Origin of the sequence: Pseudomonas gingeri (assembly GCF_013386115.1) — a bacterium.
Classification (GTDB): Bacteria; Pseudomonadota; Gammaproteobacteria; order Pseudomonadales; family Pseudomonadaceae; genus Aquipseudomonas; species Aquipseudomonas gingeri.
Genome location: NZ_JACAOR010000006.1, coordinates 83,179 through 97,716, shown reverse-complemented (window position 1 = coordinate 97,716; position 14,538 = coordinate 83,179). Strand labels below are relative to the sequence as shown.

11 protein-coding genes are annotated in these 14,538 nt (G+C 63.7%); 3 read left to right on the top strand and 8 right to left on the bottom strand.

Annotated elements, in window-relative coordinates:
- Positions 1-141 precede the first annotated feature (141 nt).
- Together HX881_RS12195 and HX881_RS12190 are read right to left on the bottom strand one after the other, a co-directional pair.
- The gene (locus HX881_RS12195) at positions 142-849 is read right to left on the bottom strand and encodes a 3'-5' exonuclease (protein ID WP_017128745.1); all 708 of its coding nucleotides are present in this window, start codon (positions 847-849) and stop codon (positions 142-144) included.
- On the bottom strand, positions 846-2,780 hold the full coding sequence (locus tag HX881_RS12190; RefSeq protein ID WP_017128744.1) for a putative nucleotidyltransferase substrate binding domain-containing protein: 1,935 nt from the start codon (positions 2,778-2,780) through the stop codon (positions 846-848). The genes HX881_RS12195 and HX881_RS12190 overlap by 4 nt, the downstream gene beginning before the upstream one ends.
- Before the next feature lie 241 nt (positions 2,781-3,021).
- Between HX881_RS12190 and HX881_RS12185 the strand changes: the two genes are divergently transcribed.
- A complete protein-coding gene (locus HX881_RS12185) occupies positions 3,022-3,465 on the top strand; it encodes a response regulator (RefSeq protein ID WP_017128743.1) in 444 nt (147 codons plus the stop codon).
- Between the two features lie 165 nt (positions 3,466-3,630).
- On the opposite strand, the gene HX881_RS12180 is transcribed toward HX881_RS12185, so the two are convergent.
- Positions 3,631-5,808, bottom strand: coding sequence for a malate synthase G (locus HX881_RS12180; protein ID WP_177084684.1), 2,178 nt, complete (start codon positions 5,806-5,808; stop codon positions 3,631-3,633).
- Between the two features lie 422 nt (positions 5,809-6,230).
- Here HX881_RS12180 and HX881_RS12175 point away from each other — a divergent pair, with 422 nt between their 5' ends.
- Positions 6,231-6,749: a glycine cleavage system transcriptional repressor gene (locus HX881_RS12175; RefSeq protein WP_017128741.1), complete on the top strand. Its 519-nt coding sequence runs from the start codon at positions 6,231-6,233 to the stop codon at positions 6,747-6,749.
- A 216-nt stretch (positions 6,750-6,965) separates the two neighbouring features.
- Here the strand turns inward: HX881_RS12175 and rarD are convergent, their stop codons facing one another.
- From rarD to HX881_RS12150, 5 genes are all read right to left on the bottom strand, one after another.
- A complete protein-coding gene (gene rarD / locus HX881_RS12170) occupies positions 6,966-7,853 on the bottom strand; it encodes an EamA family transporter RarD (protein WP_177084682.1) in 888 nt (295 codons plus the stop codon).
- Positions 7,854-8,071: 218 nt separating this feature from the next.
- On the bottom strand, positions 8,072-9,046 hold the full coding sequence (locus HX881_RS12165) for a serine/threonine protein kinase (protein WP_177084680.1): 975 nt from the start codon (positions 9,044-9,046) through the stop codon (positions 8,072-8,074).
- A gap of 430 nt (positions 9,047-9,476) precedes the next feature.
- Complete coding sequence (locus HX881_RS12160) at positions 9,477-11,378, bottom strand: PhoX family protein (RefSeq protein WP_177084672.1); 1,902 nt, start codon at positions 11,376-11,378, stop codon at positions 9,477-9,479.
- Between the two features lie 157 nt (positions 11,379-11,535).
- Entirely contained in the window at positions 11,536-12,300 is a 765-nt protein-coding gene (locus HX881_RS12155; protein ID WP_177084670.1) for a TOBE domain-containing protein, read from the bottom strand.
- A gap of 199 nt (positions 12,301-12,499) precedes the next feature.
- Positions 12,500-13,237 (bottom strand): ComF family protein, encoded by a 738-nt coding sequence (locus HX881_RS12150; protein ID WP_177084668.1) that lies wholly within the window; start codon positions 13,235-13,237, stop codon positions 12,500-12,502.
- A gap of 92 nt (positions 13,238-13,329) precedes the next feature.
- Here HX881_RS12150 and bioB point away from each other — a divergent pair, with 92 nt between their 5' ends.
- Positions 13,330-14,385, top strand: a complete 1,056-nt coding sequence (bioB, locus tag HX881_RS12145; protein ID WP_017128735.1) for a biotin synthase BioB — start codon at positions 13,330-13,332, stop codon at positions 14,383-14,385.
- Positions 14,386-14,538: the final 153 nt, after the last annotated feature.

Genomic DNA, 14,538 nt, shown 5'->3' with positions numbered 1-14,538 from the left:
CTTGCATGAGGGCTCCGATGATCGTTCCCACGCTCTGCGTGGGAATGCCTCACTGGACGCTCCGCGTCCGCTCTGCAAGTGACGCGGAGCGTCACGGGCTGCATGCCCACGCGGAGCGTGGGAACGATCAAGTGATGTTGGCTAGAACGAGTGGCTGTGCTGGCGTCGTTTCCACTGGTTCAGCCGCTGCTGCAGGTTCAGCGGGCTGTGGATCTGCTGCTGCCGGGCCCGGCTGAACAGGATCAGCGCCAGCTCGGCGGTGGCCAGGGCATCGGCGCTGGCGTGGTGGCGTTCTTCGACGTGCAGGTTGAAGTGGCCGATCCAGTCATCCAGCCCGGCTTCGCGCAGAGTGGCCTGTGGGCACAGCAGCGGCGCGATATCGGCGACATCGAGGAACGGGTGTTGCAGGCGATAGCCCAGGCTGTCCTTCAGGGCGCGGGACAGCATGTGCTGGTCGAACGGGGCGTGGAAGGCCAGCAGCGGGCTGTCGCCGACAAAATCCATGAAGTCCAGCAAGGCTTCGGCCGGATCGCTGCCCGCTGCCAGGGCGCTCGGCCCCAGGCCATGGATCAGCACGCTGGGGCTGACGCTCTGCTCGGTACGCAAAAGCGTGCGCTCGAAGGATTGCCCCAGGTCGATGGCGCCATCCTCGATCACCACCGCGCCGATCGAGATCACCAGGTCGCGGTTGAGATTGAGCCCGGTGGTTTCCAGGTCGACGACGATCCAGCGCTGTTCACGCAGCGAACATTCGCCCAGGGGGGCCGCGCCCGGCAATTGCCGCAGGCGTTCCAGTTGCGCCGGCGTGAGCTGCGGTGTGCTGGACTTCAACCAGGAAAACAGCCTCATAGTTGATACCGCAGGGCCAGGCTGCTTTGCAGGCGCTGGGCCTGGCGCAGGGACTCACGCAGGATGCGCCGGTCCAGGTGATTGAGGCTTTCCGGGTCGACCCGGTTGGAGTACGGCAGGTTGTCCCGGGTCTGCAACTGGTGCTGCTGCATGCGGGTCTGCTGGATAAAGTGATAGGCCTCTTCATAGGCGGCGCCGTCGAGGGGCTCGATCACTTCCCGGGCGACCAGCTGTTGCAGGCGGGCCAGGGTGTTGTTGGCCTCGATGCCGTTGGCCAGCGCCAGCAGGCGGGCACCGTCGACAAAGGGTGTCAGGCCCTGGACCTTGAGGTCGAGGGTCGCCTTGTCGCTGCCCTTGCGGCTCAGCACGAACTCGCGGAAACGCCCCACCGGCGGACGGTTGCGCAGGGCATTTTCGGCCATCATGCGCTGGAACAGGCGGTTGTCGGCGACCTGGGCGAGAATCCCCTGGCGCAGTTGTTGGCAGGCCTGTTCGTCGCCCCAGACCACCCGCAGGTCGAAATAGATGCTCGAACCCAGCAGGTTTTCCGGCGTCGCCTCGCGAATGAAGGCGGCGAAGCGCCGGGCCCATTCGGCGCGGGACAGGCACAGCTCGGGATTGCCGGCCATGATATTGCCCTTGCACAGGGTGAAGCCGCACAGGGCCAGGCTCTGGTTGATCTGCTGGGCCAGCGGCAGCAGCTTGCCGCGGATCTCGGCGGCATGGGCCGCGTCGCGGGCTTCGAAGAGGATGCCGTTGTCCTGGTCGGTGTGCAGGGTCTGCTCGCGACGGCCTTCGCTGCCGAAACACAGCCAGCTGAAGGGCACGCCCGGATCACCGCGGTCGGCCAGGGTCAGTTCGATCACCCGGCACACCGTGTGATCGTTGAGCAGGGTGATGATATGGGTGATCTGGGTCGAGGACGCGCCGTGGGCCAGCATGCGTTCCACCAACTGGCCGATCTCGCCGCGTATCGCCACCAGGTTTTCCACCCGGGCGGCGGTGCGGATGGTGCGCGCCAGGTGCACCAGGTCGACCCGTTGCAGGGAAAACAGGTCGCGTTCGGAGACCACGCCACACAGCCGCTGGTCCTTTACCAGGCAGACATGGGCGATATGCCGTTCGGTCATGGCGATGGCCGCGTCGAAGGCGCTGTGGTCCGGGGTCAGGGCGAACGGCGCCTTGATCATGTGCCGGTCGATGCTCTGGTTGAAGTCATTGACGCCGTCGGCCACCACCTGGCGCAGGTCGCGCAAGGTAAAGATGCCCACCGGGGCCTTGAGCTCGTCGACGACCACGATGCTGCCGACCTGCTGCTCGTGCATCAGGGTCACCGCCTCGCGCAGCGGCGTGTGTGGGCTGCAGGTGACCGGATGACGCATGGCCAGCTCACCGAGGCGGCTGTTCAGGGAATATTGCGTGCCGAGGGTTTCCACGGCTTTCTGCTGGACCTGCTGGTTGACCTGGTCCAGCAGGCTGCTGACACACCGCAGGGCGAAGTTGCGAAAGCGGTCGGACAGCGAGAACAGCTTGATGAAGGCCGGTTTGTTCAGTTGCAGGCAGAAGGTGTCTTCGCCCGCCAGGTGTTCGGTGCGGGTGGCGCGTTCGCCCAACAGCGCGGCCAGCGGGAAGCATTCGCCGGTGGCGATTTCGAAGACGGTCTCGGTACCGCCCCTGGCGGTGTGCGGGCGTTCGCCGACGATGCGGCCCTGCTTGACGATATAGAAGTGTTCCACCGGGCCGTCGGCCGGCTTGATGATGCTCTCGCCCTGGCTGTAGAAGCGCAGCTGGCACTGCTCGACCAGGTACGCCAGATGGGCGTGTTCCATCTGGTTGAAAGGGGGGAATCGCTGCAGGAACTGCATGGTGCCGTGGATGTTTTGCAACACCGCGGTCTTCCCTGCCTGGGTGAAGGCATCCGCTTTGCTCATGACCGCTATCGCTGTTGTCTGTTGTTGTTATCGGACTGTTTTACCCATGGTCGGATGCTTGCTGGCGGGTGCCCATTGGACGTAAGTCTAGGTTTGAGAAATAACCTACAGTTAACTAGTCGAGTTCTTAATGAAGTCCCACTTGGAAAACTTTCCGACGAAGTGCACATTGAGCACCCGTTTAGCGATGTCTGACCACAATGCTAGGGGATTGGATAGCTAAGGGAAGCTAGAGAACCGTATGTCCGACCACGATATTTTGAGCGATGCCGAGCGTGAGGCACTCCTCCAGGTGATGCAGGCACCGCAATTACCACCGCAACGCGTGCTGATCGTCGATGACGACCAGGACGCCCGTGAGCTGTTGTCGGAGATTTTTGCCCTGGATGGTATTCACTGCATGACCGCAGCCAGTGGTGGCGCGGCGTTCGAGCTGCTGGAGGCGAACCGCTCGATCGGCTTGCTGATCACCGACCTGCGCATGGCCGACGATGGCCTGGACCTGATCCGCAAGGTCCGCGCTTCGGAGCGGGCGGCGCTGCCAATCATCATCGTCTCCGGCAATGCCGAGGTGCGCGATGCCATTGATGCCATGCACTTGAGCGTGGTGGATTTCCTGCTCAAGCCGATCAATGCCGATCATCTGCTGAAACTGGTCAAGCGCGAACTGGGGCTGGTGGCCTAGGCCTGAAACTTGTGGGTGCCGGCTGGCCGGTGATGGCGATGCAAGCCACACCGCCGCTATCGCTGGCAAGCCAGCTCCTACAGGGAATGGCGGTGTATTGAAGCCTGCGTAATGAAAAAAGCCCTGGTCGTTGCCGACCAGGGCTTTTTCCGTTGTGTCGCCTGATTACAGGCCGTTGCGGGCCTTGAACTCGCGGCGACGACGATGCAGCACCGGCTCGGTGTAGCCGTTTGGCTGCCGGGTGCCTTCGATCACCAGTTCGACCGCCGCCTGGAAGGCGATATTGCTGTCGAAGTCCGGAGCCAGCGGACGGTACAGGGCGTCGCCGGCGTTCTGCCGGTCAACCACCGGCGCCATGCGCTTGAGGCTTTCCATGACCTGGTCCCGGGTGACGATGCCATGGCGCAACCAGTTGGCGATGTGCTGGCTGGAAATGCGCAGGGTCGCGCGGTCTTCCATCAGCCCGATGTCGTTGATGTCCGGCACTTTCGAACAGCCGACGCCCTGGTCGATCCAGCGCACCACGTAACCGAGGATGCCCTGGGCGTTGTTGTCCAGTTCGTTTCGGATCTCTTCGGCCGACCAGTCGGTGTTGCCCGCCAGCGGGATGGTCAGGATATCGTCCACCGAGGCGCGGGTACGCTTGGCCAGTTCGGCCTGGCGGGCGAACACGTCGACCTTGTGATAATGCAGCGCGTGCAGCGCGGCGGCGGTCGGCGACGGCACCCAGGCGGTGTTGGCGCCGGCCAGCGGGTGGGCGATTTTCTGTTCGAGCATCGCCGCCATCAGGTCGGGCATGGCCCACATGCCCTTGCCGATCTGGGCGCGGCCCTGCAGGCCGGTGCTCAGGCCGATATCGACGTTCCAGTTCTCGTAGGCGCCGATCCATTTTTCCGCCTTCATGGCGGCCTTGCGCACCATCGCGCCGGCTTCCATGGAGGTGTGGATCTCGTCGCCGGTACGGTCGAGGAAGCCGGTGTTGATGAACACCACGCGCTCGCTGGCGGCCTTGATGCAGGCCTTCAGGTTGACCGTCGTACGCCGCTCTTCGTCCATGATCCCGACTTTCAGGGTGTTGCGCGGCAGGTTCAGGACGTCTTCGATGCGGCCGAACAGTTCGTTGGTGAACGCCGCTTCCTCCGGACCGTGCATCTTCGGCTTGACGATGTAGACCGAGCCGGTACGGCTGTTCTTGCGCACGTTGTTGCCGTTGAGGCTGTGGATCGCCGCGAGGCTGGTGACCAGGCCGTCGAGGATGCCTTCGGGCACTTCGTTGCCGTCCTTGTCCAGGATCGCGTCGATGGTCATCAGGTGACCGACGTTGCGCACGAACAACAGCGAGCGACCGTGCAGGCTCAGTTCGCTGCCGTCGAGGGCGGTGTAGGTGCGGTCGGCGTTCATGGTCCGGGTGAAGGTGGTGCCGCCCTTGGCGACTTCTTCCGCCAGGTCGCCCTTCATCAGGCCGAGCCAGTTGCGGTAGATCACCACCTTGTCATCGGCATCGACCGCGGCGACCGAGTCTTCGCAGTCCATGATGGTGGTCAGGGCTGCTTCCATCAGCAGGTCTTTCACGCCGGCGGCGTCGGTCTGGCCGACCGGGCTGCTGGCGTCGATCTGGATTTCGAAGTGCAGGCCGTTGTTCTTCAGCAGGATCGCGGTGGGTGCCGCGGCATCGCCATGGAAGCCGATCAGCTGGGCATCGTTGCGCAGGCCGCTGTTGCTGCCGCCCTTGAGGGCGACCACGAGCTTGCGGTCGACGATCTTGTAGCCGATGGAGTCGACATGGGAGCCGGCTGCCAGCGGTGCGGCTTCATCGAGAAAGGCGCGGGCGAAGGCGATGACCTTGTCGCCGCGGACCTTGTTGTAGCCCTTGCCCTTTTCCGCGCCGCCGGCTTCGCTGATGGCGTCGGTGCCGTACAGGGCGTCATACAGCGAGCCCCAGCGGGCGTTCGAGGCGTTGAGGGCGAAACGCGCGTTCATCACCGGGACCACCAACTGCGGGCCGGCGGTGCGGGCGATCTCGTCGTCGACATTCTGGGTAGTGGCCTGGAAATCCGCCGCTTCTGGCAGCAGGTAGCCAATGTCTTGCAGGAAGGCTTTGTAAGCCACGGCATCGTGAGCCTGGCCGGCTCTCGACTGGTGCCAGGCATCGATACGTGCCTGGAAATCATCGCGTTTGGCGAGTAGGGCTCGGTTCTTCGGCGCCAGGTCGTGGATGACCTTGTCGGCACCGGCCCAGAACTGGTCGGCGGTCAGACCGGTACCGGGAATGGCTTCGTTGTTCACGAAGTCGAACAGGACTTTGGCGACCCGCAGGCCACCGACTTGAACGTGTTCAGTCATTGCTTGCCTCACTCTGCTCAGCTATTCAGCTCTTCTGTTTAAAGCCTTGCGTGCTTCTCTGAACACAGTACCAGAACATGCCCTTGCGGACGGCTGGGCTAGCCTCGCCAAGCTTGGCCGGCGGGGCTTTCCGTGGTTTCACAGACACTCGGGCAGACATCCATCCAACGTTATGTAGTGTGCGCTGGCGCATACTACATGATGGATTGCGGTTGTGAAAATCAGACTAAATGCGTCGTTCTGCGACCAATGAGTTCTATCCGGTCACGCCGCAGGCTTCAATGTTCTCAAGAAATGTGCAGATTGTTCCAGATAAATCTGAAAATGGTACACGATTTGTTCTGTGGCTCGCCGACGCCCTGGACGGTGCTCCCCTGGCCCCTTGCCTATACTGGACCGATCAACGACAAGAGGGCTATCCCGTGGACCATCTCGTACTGACAGTATTCGCCCCGGATAAAGCCGGCCAGGTGGAACGGATCGCCCAGTGCATCGCCGAGCACGGCGGCAACTGGCTGGAAAGCCGAATGTCGCGCCTGGCCGGGCAGTTCGCCGGAATCCTGCGGGTGGGGGTGCCGGCCGAAGCCCATGATGAACTGATCGACGCCCTGCAGGCGCTCGCCGGCCAGGGCATCCGCGTGCTGGTCGCCGAAACCGGCATCGAGCAGTCCTGTACCTGGAAGCCCATCGCCATGGAACTGGTGGGCAACGACCGCCCCGGGATCGTCCGCGATATCACCCGGTTGCTGAGCGAGCAGGGGGTCAACCTCGAGCGGTTGGTGACGGACGTCCGCCCGGCGCCGATGAGCAGCGAACCCTTGTTCCATGCCGAGGCGATTCTGGCGGTGCCGCTGACCTTGTCCCTGGATACCTTGCAGGCACGCCTGGAAACCCTGGCGGATGACCTGATGGTGGAACTGGTGTTGCGCAGCGAAGGTTGAGGCGGGTTATCCAAGTTAACCGGGGACGGGCCTGTGGATAACCTGGGGAGACACGGCGCCCGGCCAGGTAGGCCGGGGCTTGTCGAGGTTTGAGCAAAAAACGAGCAGTTTCAAGGGGTTGTGCACAAACGGCGTGGACCGGCTTGTGGATAACCTTGGGATGGAAGCCTGCGGCCCTTTGAAACCGTGCCTTTCAGGCTTCTGTATGTTTTTTGATCAGCTGCGTTTGCGCAGGCTGAGCCAGATATCGACGCTGTACACCGCCAGGCCGGCCCAGATGAAGATGAACGCCAGCAGCGTGGCCGGCGACAGATGTTCGTCGAACAGCAACACGGCCTGCAGCAGCACCAGGGTCGGCGCCAGGTACTGGAGGAAGCCGAGGGTGGTGTAGGGCAGGTGGCGCGCGGCGGCGTTGAAGCTCACCAGCGGGATCAGCGTGACCGGGCCGGCGGCCACCAGCCACCAGGCCTGGGAACTGCTCCAGAAATCGGCCTGCGCGGTGCCGGCGGCGGGATGGAACAGCAGCCAGGCGATGGCGATCGGCACCAGCATCCAGGTTTCCACCACCAGGCCGGGCAAGGCCTGGACCGGCGCCTGCTTGCGGATCAGGCCGTAGAAACCGAAGGTCAGCGCCAGCACCAGCGAGACCCATGGCAGGCTGCCGACCTGCCAGACCTGCTGCGCCACACCGATGGCCGCGAGGCTGACCGCGATCCATTGCAGGCGGCGCAGGCGCTCACCCAGTAGCAACATGCCCAGCAAGACGTTGATCAGCGGATTGATGTAGTAACCGAGGCTGGCCTCGAGCATCCGCCCGTTGTTCACCGACCAGACATAGGTCAGCCAGTTGGCGGCGATCAGTGTGCCGCTCAGGGCCAGGATCGCCAGGCGGCGCGGGTTTTCCCGCAGTTCGCGCCACCAGCCCGGGTGTTTCCAGACGGCCAGCAGCGCGGCACCGAACAGCGCGGACCAGAGCACGCGGTGAATGATGATTTCTACGGCCGGTACGCTGGCGATGGCTTTGAAGTAGAGCGGGAACAGGCCCCAGATGATGTAGGCGGTGAGGCCAAGGATGTACCCGCGGCGCGGGTTGGCGGCTTGCATGCAGAGTCCTTTCTTGGGCTGCGGACTGATTGTCGTTTATGGGTGTCAGGGGGTTGATGAGTGTGCTGGGGTTGAGGGCCCTATCGCTGGCAAGCCAGCTCCTACAGGTTGCGGGAACGGCTGGAGGGCAACGGACTGTTGCCTCTTCACTGTGGGAGCTGGCTTGCCAGCGATGGCGTCTTTTCAGACGCCATTGTCAGCAAATCCTGCCACAACCGTCAGAATAATTTCAGAGGTTCTTCATTCAGCGCGGAAAGTTGTTCGCGCAAGGCCAGCACCTGGTCGCCCCAGTAACGTTCGCTGCCGAACCACGGGAAGCTGTGGGGAAACGCCGGGTCGTCCCAGCGGCGGGCCAGCCAGGCGCTGTAGTGCATCAGGCGCAAGGCGCGCAGGGGTTCGATCAGCGCCAGCTCACGGGGATTGAAGTCGTGGAACTCGCTGTAGCCGTCCATCAGTTCCGAGAGCTGGCCGAGGCATTCCTGGCGGTCGCCGGCGAGCATCATCCACAGGTCCTGGACGGCGGGGCCCATGCGGCAGTCATCGAGGTCGACGATATGGAACATCTCGTCGCGGCACATCATGTTGCCGGGGTGGCAGTCGCCGTGCATGCGGATGTTCTGGTGCGGGGTTTCCTTGTAGACCTGTTCCACGCGCTTGAGCAGGTCACGGGCCACCGACTCGTAGGCGGGCAGCAGGCTGCGCGGGATGAAGTTGCCTTCGAGCAGGGTGGTCAGGGAGTCCTGGCCGAAATTCTTCACCCCGAGGGCTTCGCGGTGTTCGAACGGACGGGTGGCGCCGACGGCATGCAGGCGACCGAGCAGTTGGCCCAGGCGATAGAGCTGGTCGAGATTGCCCGGCTCCGGGGCGCGACCGCCGCGACGGGGAAACAGGGTGAAGCGAAAGCCGGCATGCTCGAACAGGCTTTCGCCGTTGTGGATCATCGGCGCGACGACGGGGACTTCGCACTCGGCCAGTTCGAAGGTGAAGCGGTGTTCTTCGAGAATGGCTTCGTTGGTCCAGCGCTGGGGCCGATAGAACTTGGCGATCAGTGGTTCGCCATCTTCGATGCCCACCTGATAGACGCGGTTTTCGTAGCTGTTGAGCGCGAGTACGCGGGCGTCGCTGAGAAAGCCGATGCTTTCCACGGCGTCGAGCACCAGGTCGGGGGTAAGTGTTTCAAACGGGTGGGACATACTGGCTCCTGCGCGCAGCAGGCTGCCGCGTCCGGCCAAGCATGTTAGCGCACCGGGGCCATGAAGTGTGGTGACTGTTCCAGTCGCTGTCGCGGGCTGGGAAATGGGGTGGCTGGGCGGGCCTCTTCGCGGGCAAGCCCGCTCCCACAGGTGCTGTGTCGTAAGGTTTTCCTGTAACCGACAGCCCCCATGTGGGGACGGCCTTGCCTGCTCCCACAGGTGCTGTGTCGTAAGATTTTCCTGTAACCGACAGCCCCCATGTGGGGACGGCCTTGCCTGCTCCCATAGGTGCTGTGTCGCAAGGCTTTCCTGTAACCGACAGCCCCCATGTGGGGGCGGCCTTGCCTGCTCCCATAGGTGCTGTGTCGTAAGGTTTTCCTGTGAACGACAGCACCCATGTGGGAGCGGGCTTGCCCGCGAAAGCGGTTTATCAGGCGCCGACGATCCCGCCGTCTTCCCGCCGGATCGCCATCACCGACGAGCGCGGCTTGCCGTTCGGCAGATGCTCGGGGAAGGTCGAACCGCCGTTTTCACCCGGATGCTGGATGCCGACGAACAGGGTCTTCTGGTCCGGCGCGAAGCTGATGCCGGTGACTTCGCAACCCACCGGGCCGACCATGAAGCGACGGATTTCGCCGGTCGCCGGGTCGGCGCAAAGCATCTGGTTGTTGCCCATGCCGGCGAAGTCGCCGGCGTTGCTGTAGTCGCCGTCCGTGAGGATCCACAGCCGACCGGCCTTGTCGAAACCCAGGCCGTCCGGGCTGTTGAACATGTTCTGCGGGGTGATGTTCGACGAGCCGCCCTTGGCGGTGCCGGCATGCACGCCCGGGTTGCCGGCGACCACGAACAGGTCCCAGTCAAAGCGCAGGGCACCATGATCGTTACCCGCGGCCTGCCAGCGCAGGATCTGCCCGTAGACGTTTTTCTCCCGTGGGTTCGGCCCGCCCACCGGCTGGCCGTCTTCGCCGCGCTTGGCGTTGTTGGTCAGGGTGCAGTAGACCTGGCCGTCGATGGGGCTGACGACGATCCACTCCGGACGGTCCATGCGCGTCGCCTTGACCACGCTGGCGGCCAGCCGGGCGTGGATCAGTACTTCGGCCTGGCTGGCAAAGCCGCTGTTGGCATCGATGCCGTTCTTGCCGAAGGTCAGCTCGACCCATTCGCCCGCGCCCTTGGGTCGATCCGGGTTGCCGTCGCCATTGTCGAAACGGGCGACGTACAAGGTGCCGTGATCCAGCAGGTCGCGGTTGGCTTTGGCATTCTTGTGGTTGATCTTGTCGCGGCTGATGAACTTGTAGATGAACTCGCCGCGTTCATCGTCGCCCATGTAGACCACGGCGCGACCGTCGCGGGTTTCGGCCAGGGCGGCGTTCTCGTGCTTGAAGCGACCGAGGGCGGTGCGCTTGACCGGAGTGGACTGCGGGTCGAACGGATCGATCTCCACCACCCAGCCGTGACGGTTGAGTTCGTTGGGGTTCAGGGCCATGTCGAAACGCGGGTCGTGCAGGTGCCAGTTGATCTCCTTGCTGGTGGCGACCACGCCATAGCGTTTTTGCCCGGCATCGAATTTCTGTTCGGCGTTGCTGCTGCCGAAGCAGTCGGTGAAGTTCTCTTCGCAGGTCAGGTAGGTGCCCCACGGCGTCTTGCCGTTGGCGCAGTTCTGGAAGGTGCCGAGGACTTTGCGCCCCTGCTTGTCGGCCTTGGTCTGCAGCCAGGGATGGCCGGCTGCCGGGCCGCCGAATCTGATCGGCGTGTTGCCGTGGATGCGTCGGTTGTAGGAGGAACCCTGGACGAACTGCCATTGCTCGCCCTTGCGCCGCACTTCGATCACCGAGACGCCTTCGCTGGCCTGGGCCTTGCGCACGTCTTCGAGGGATTTCGGCTGGCCGCCGTGGGGGTAGAGGTAACGGTAGTTGGTGTATTCGTTGTTGATCGCCATCAGCGCACGGTTGTCGTCGCCGGGGAACGGGAACAGGCTCATGCCGTCGTTGTTGTCGCCGAACTGGACTTCCTGGGCCTTGGCGGTGCCGTTGCCGCTGGGGTCGAAGGCCGGGCCGTTCTTCTCCAGGGGCTGGCCCCAGCTGATCAGTACCGACGAGGTATAGCCGGGCGGCAGGGTCAGGCTGTCGCTGGTGGCGGCGGCAATGCTGTCGAAGCCCAGCAGCTTGCCGGAGGCGGCGCTGACGCTGGCGGCCATCACGCTGCGGGTCAGCAGGTTGCCACCGAGGAACATCGCCGCGCCGCACAGGGCACCGGCACTGATAAAGCCACGGCGGCTGAGGCCGACCATCTGCTCGAGGTCGGTGGATTGGTTTTCTTCTAGTAGTTTCATCATCAGGCTCCCTGCGGTTAAGCGGTCACCTTAGTGAGGGGGGATGACGGATTTGTTGCAGGAAAAAGTCGCGAGTGTTGCTGGATCGATCGTTGGCAAGCCGGTTCCTACCGGAGGCAGGCGGGCTGTTGTGGAAGCCGGCTTGCCGGTGATGAGGTCACAACGGTGTACCCAGCAATACGAGGGACGGCGCAAACTGCGTCTGCACCGGGCTTCCCGCCGCGAGGCCGAGGGCGGCCAACTGTTCTGGCCCGGCCAGGGCGCAAAGGGTTTGTCCGTTCGGCAGGGCGATCCTGACCTCCGAAGGCCCGCTTTCGTCCTCGAGAATTTCCTCGACAAGACCACCGAGACAATTGTGTCCAGGTGTTACTGAGGCCTGCGGGGCGATCAATTCCAGCCAGCCGGCCTTGATCAGGGCGACCACCTGGGTGCCGATTTCCAGTTCCAGCCTGAGGGTGCTGTCGTGGGTGATCTGCGCCTGCAGGGTCAGGCCGCCGGCTAGTTCCAGGCGGATCAGGTCATTGCGCCCGTGGCTGTCGATCGCGATCACGGTGCCATGCAGTTGGTTGCGGGCGCTGGTACGCAGCATCAGGCGCCCGAGCAGGTCGAGGTCACTGGCGTCCTCGGCGGCTTCCAGCACCTGGGCCTGGATGACTTGCAGGCGCTGGTACAGGCGCAATACCCGCTCGCCCTCGGCCGACAGCTTTGCCCCGCCGCCGCCCTTGCCGCCGACACTGCGTTCCACCAGTGGCTTCTGCGCCAGGTTGTTCAGTTCATCGATAGCGTCCCACGCCGCCTTGTAGCTCAAGCCGGCGCTTTTCGCCGCACGGGTGATCGAACCCTGCTCGGCGATATGTTGCAGCAGGGCAATGCGCTGCGGGCGACGGACGATATGTTGAGTGAGCAGGACGGGCAGGGACATGGGCGAGCTTCGAACGGTAGAGGTGCCAGGCAAGGTGCCTTTCGGCGTCGGTGGCGTCAAGCCAGCTCCCACAACATGTGGGCTTCGGCGCTGCATATGAGGTAGTCACAACCTTGTAGGAGCCGGCTTGCTGGCGATGGCGGCTGGTCAGGCGATACAAGGCTCACGGGCCTCATCGCTGGCAAGCCAGCTCCCACAACTAGCGGCTTTGTGGGGCCGGCGTGCGCGCCAGGCAATAGACGTCGATGCGCCGGGCACCGGCCTTGAGCAGCAGGCGGGCGAGGCTTTCGGCGGTGGCGCCGGTGGTCAGCACGTCGTCGACCAGGGCCAGGTGCAGGCCCTCGACCCGGGCGCCGGGCGCCAGGGCAAAGGCGTTCAGCAGGTTGCGCCGGCGTGCCCTGGCGTCCAGGTCCTGCTGCGCCACCGTGTCCTGAATACGCAGCAAACGGTGTTCATCCACGGGGATTTCCAGGCTTTGGCCCAGCCAGTCCATCAGCATCGCCGCCTGGTTGTAGCCGCGTTGGCGCTGGCGCCTGATCGCCAGGGGTACCGGCAGCAACAGGTCCGGGCGGGGCAGGCCGGTGTCGAAACGCTCGCGCAGGGCCTCGGCCAGCAGCTCGGCGAGCAGGCGTCCCAGCGGCCATTGGCTCTGGTGCTTGAAGCGGGTGATCAGGCTGTCCACCGGGAAGCGGTAGGTCCAGGGGGCGATCACCTGTTCGAAGCTGGGCGGCCGCTTCAGGCAGTGGCCGCAGGTCAGGCCGGACATCGGCAGGGGCAGGGCGCAGGTCTGGCAGCCGTCCAGCAGCCAGGGCAGTTCGCTTTCACAGGGCGTGCAGAGTGGATGACTGCTGTCACCGGGCTCATCGCATAATAAACAGATCTGTTTGTTTTTTAACCAAATGTAAACCTGTGATTTGTTATGTGGTTGACAGTCCATGTCGCTTCCTTAAATATGCCGAGCATCCGTGTCGCGGTTGTGGGTATTGCTTGCCCCGCCGCTTGCCCAGCATAAAACAAGGAACTCCGCCGATGAGCGCCAGCATCACCGCCACTTTGCGTCACGATTGGTCTTTGGCCGAGGTCAAGGCGCTGTTTGTCCAGCCGTTCAACGACCTGCTGTTCCAGGCCCAGAGCGTGCACCGCGCGCACTTCGATGCCAATCGCGTGCAAGTGTCGACCCTGCTGTCGATCAAGACCGGTGCCTGCCCGGAAGACTGCAAGTACTGTCCACAGTCCGGCCACTACAACACCGGGCTGGAAAAAGAAAAGCTGATGGAAGTGCAGAAGGTGCTGGAAGAAGCCGCACGGGCCAAGGCCATCGGTTCGACCCGCTTCTGCATGGGCGCGGCGTGGAAACATCCGTCGGCCAAGGACATGCCCTACGTGCTGCAGATGGTCAAGGGCGTGAAGGCCATGGGCCTGGAAACCTGCATGACCCTGGGGCGTCTCGACCAGGACCAGACCGCCGCCCTGGCCGAGGCCGGTCTCGACTACTACAACCACAACCTCGATACCTCGCCGGAGTTCTACGGCAGCATCATCACCACCCGCACCTACGGCGAACGCTTGCAGACCCTGGCCTACGTGCGTGATGCCGGCATGAAGATCTGCTCCGGCGGCATCCTCGGCATGGGCGAGTCCCTCGATGACCGCGCCGGGCTGCTGATCCAACTGGCCAACCTGCCGGAGCACCCGGAGTCGGTGCCGATCAACATGCTGGTGAAGGTCGCCGGTACGCCGCTGGAAAACGCCGATGATGTCGATCCGTTCGATTTCATCCGCATGCTGGCGGTGGCGCGGATCCTCATGCCCAAATCCCACGTGCGCCTGTCGGCGGGTCGCGAGGCGATGAACGAGCAGATGCAGGCCCTGGCATTCCTGGCCGGCGCGAACTCGATTTTCTACGGCGACAAGCTGCTGACCACCGCCAACCCGCAGGCCGACAAGGACATGCAACTGTTCGCCCGCCTGGGCATCCAGCCGGAAGCCCGTGAAGAGCACGCCGACGAAGTGCACCAGGCGGCCATCGAGCAGGCGCTGGTGGAGCAGAAGAGCAGCGAGCAGTTCTATAACGCTGCGGTCTGATCCACTCCGTCCTTCCTGCGGGAACACACAACCTGTGGGAGCCGGGCTTGTCGGCATGCCGCGTCGCCGCGAAGGCGTCCTTGAGGTCGCCAAGAGCTTCGCGGGCAAGCCCGGCTCCCACAAGGTCATGTTGTGTTCCTGAGATTGCATCTG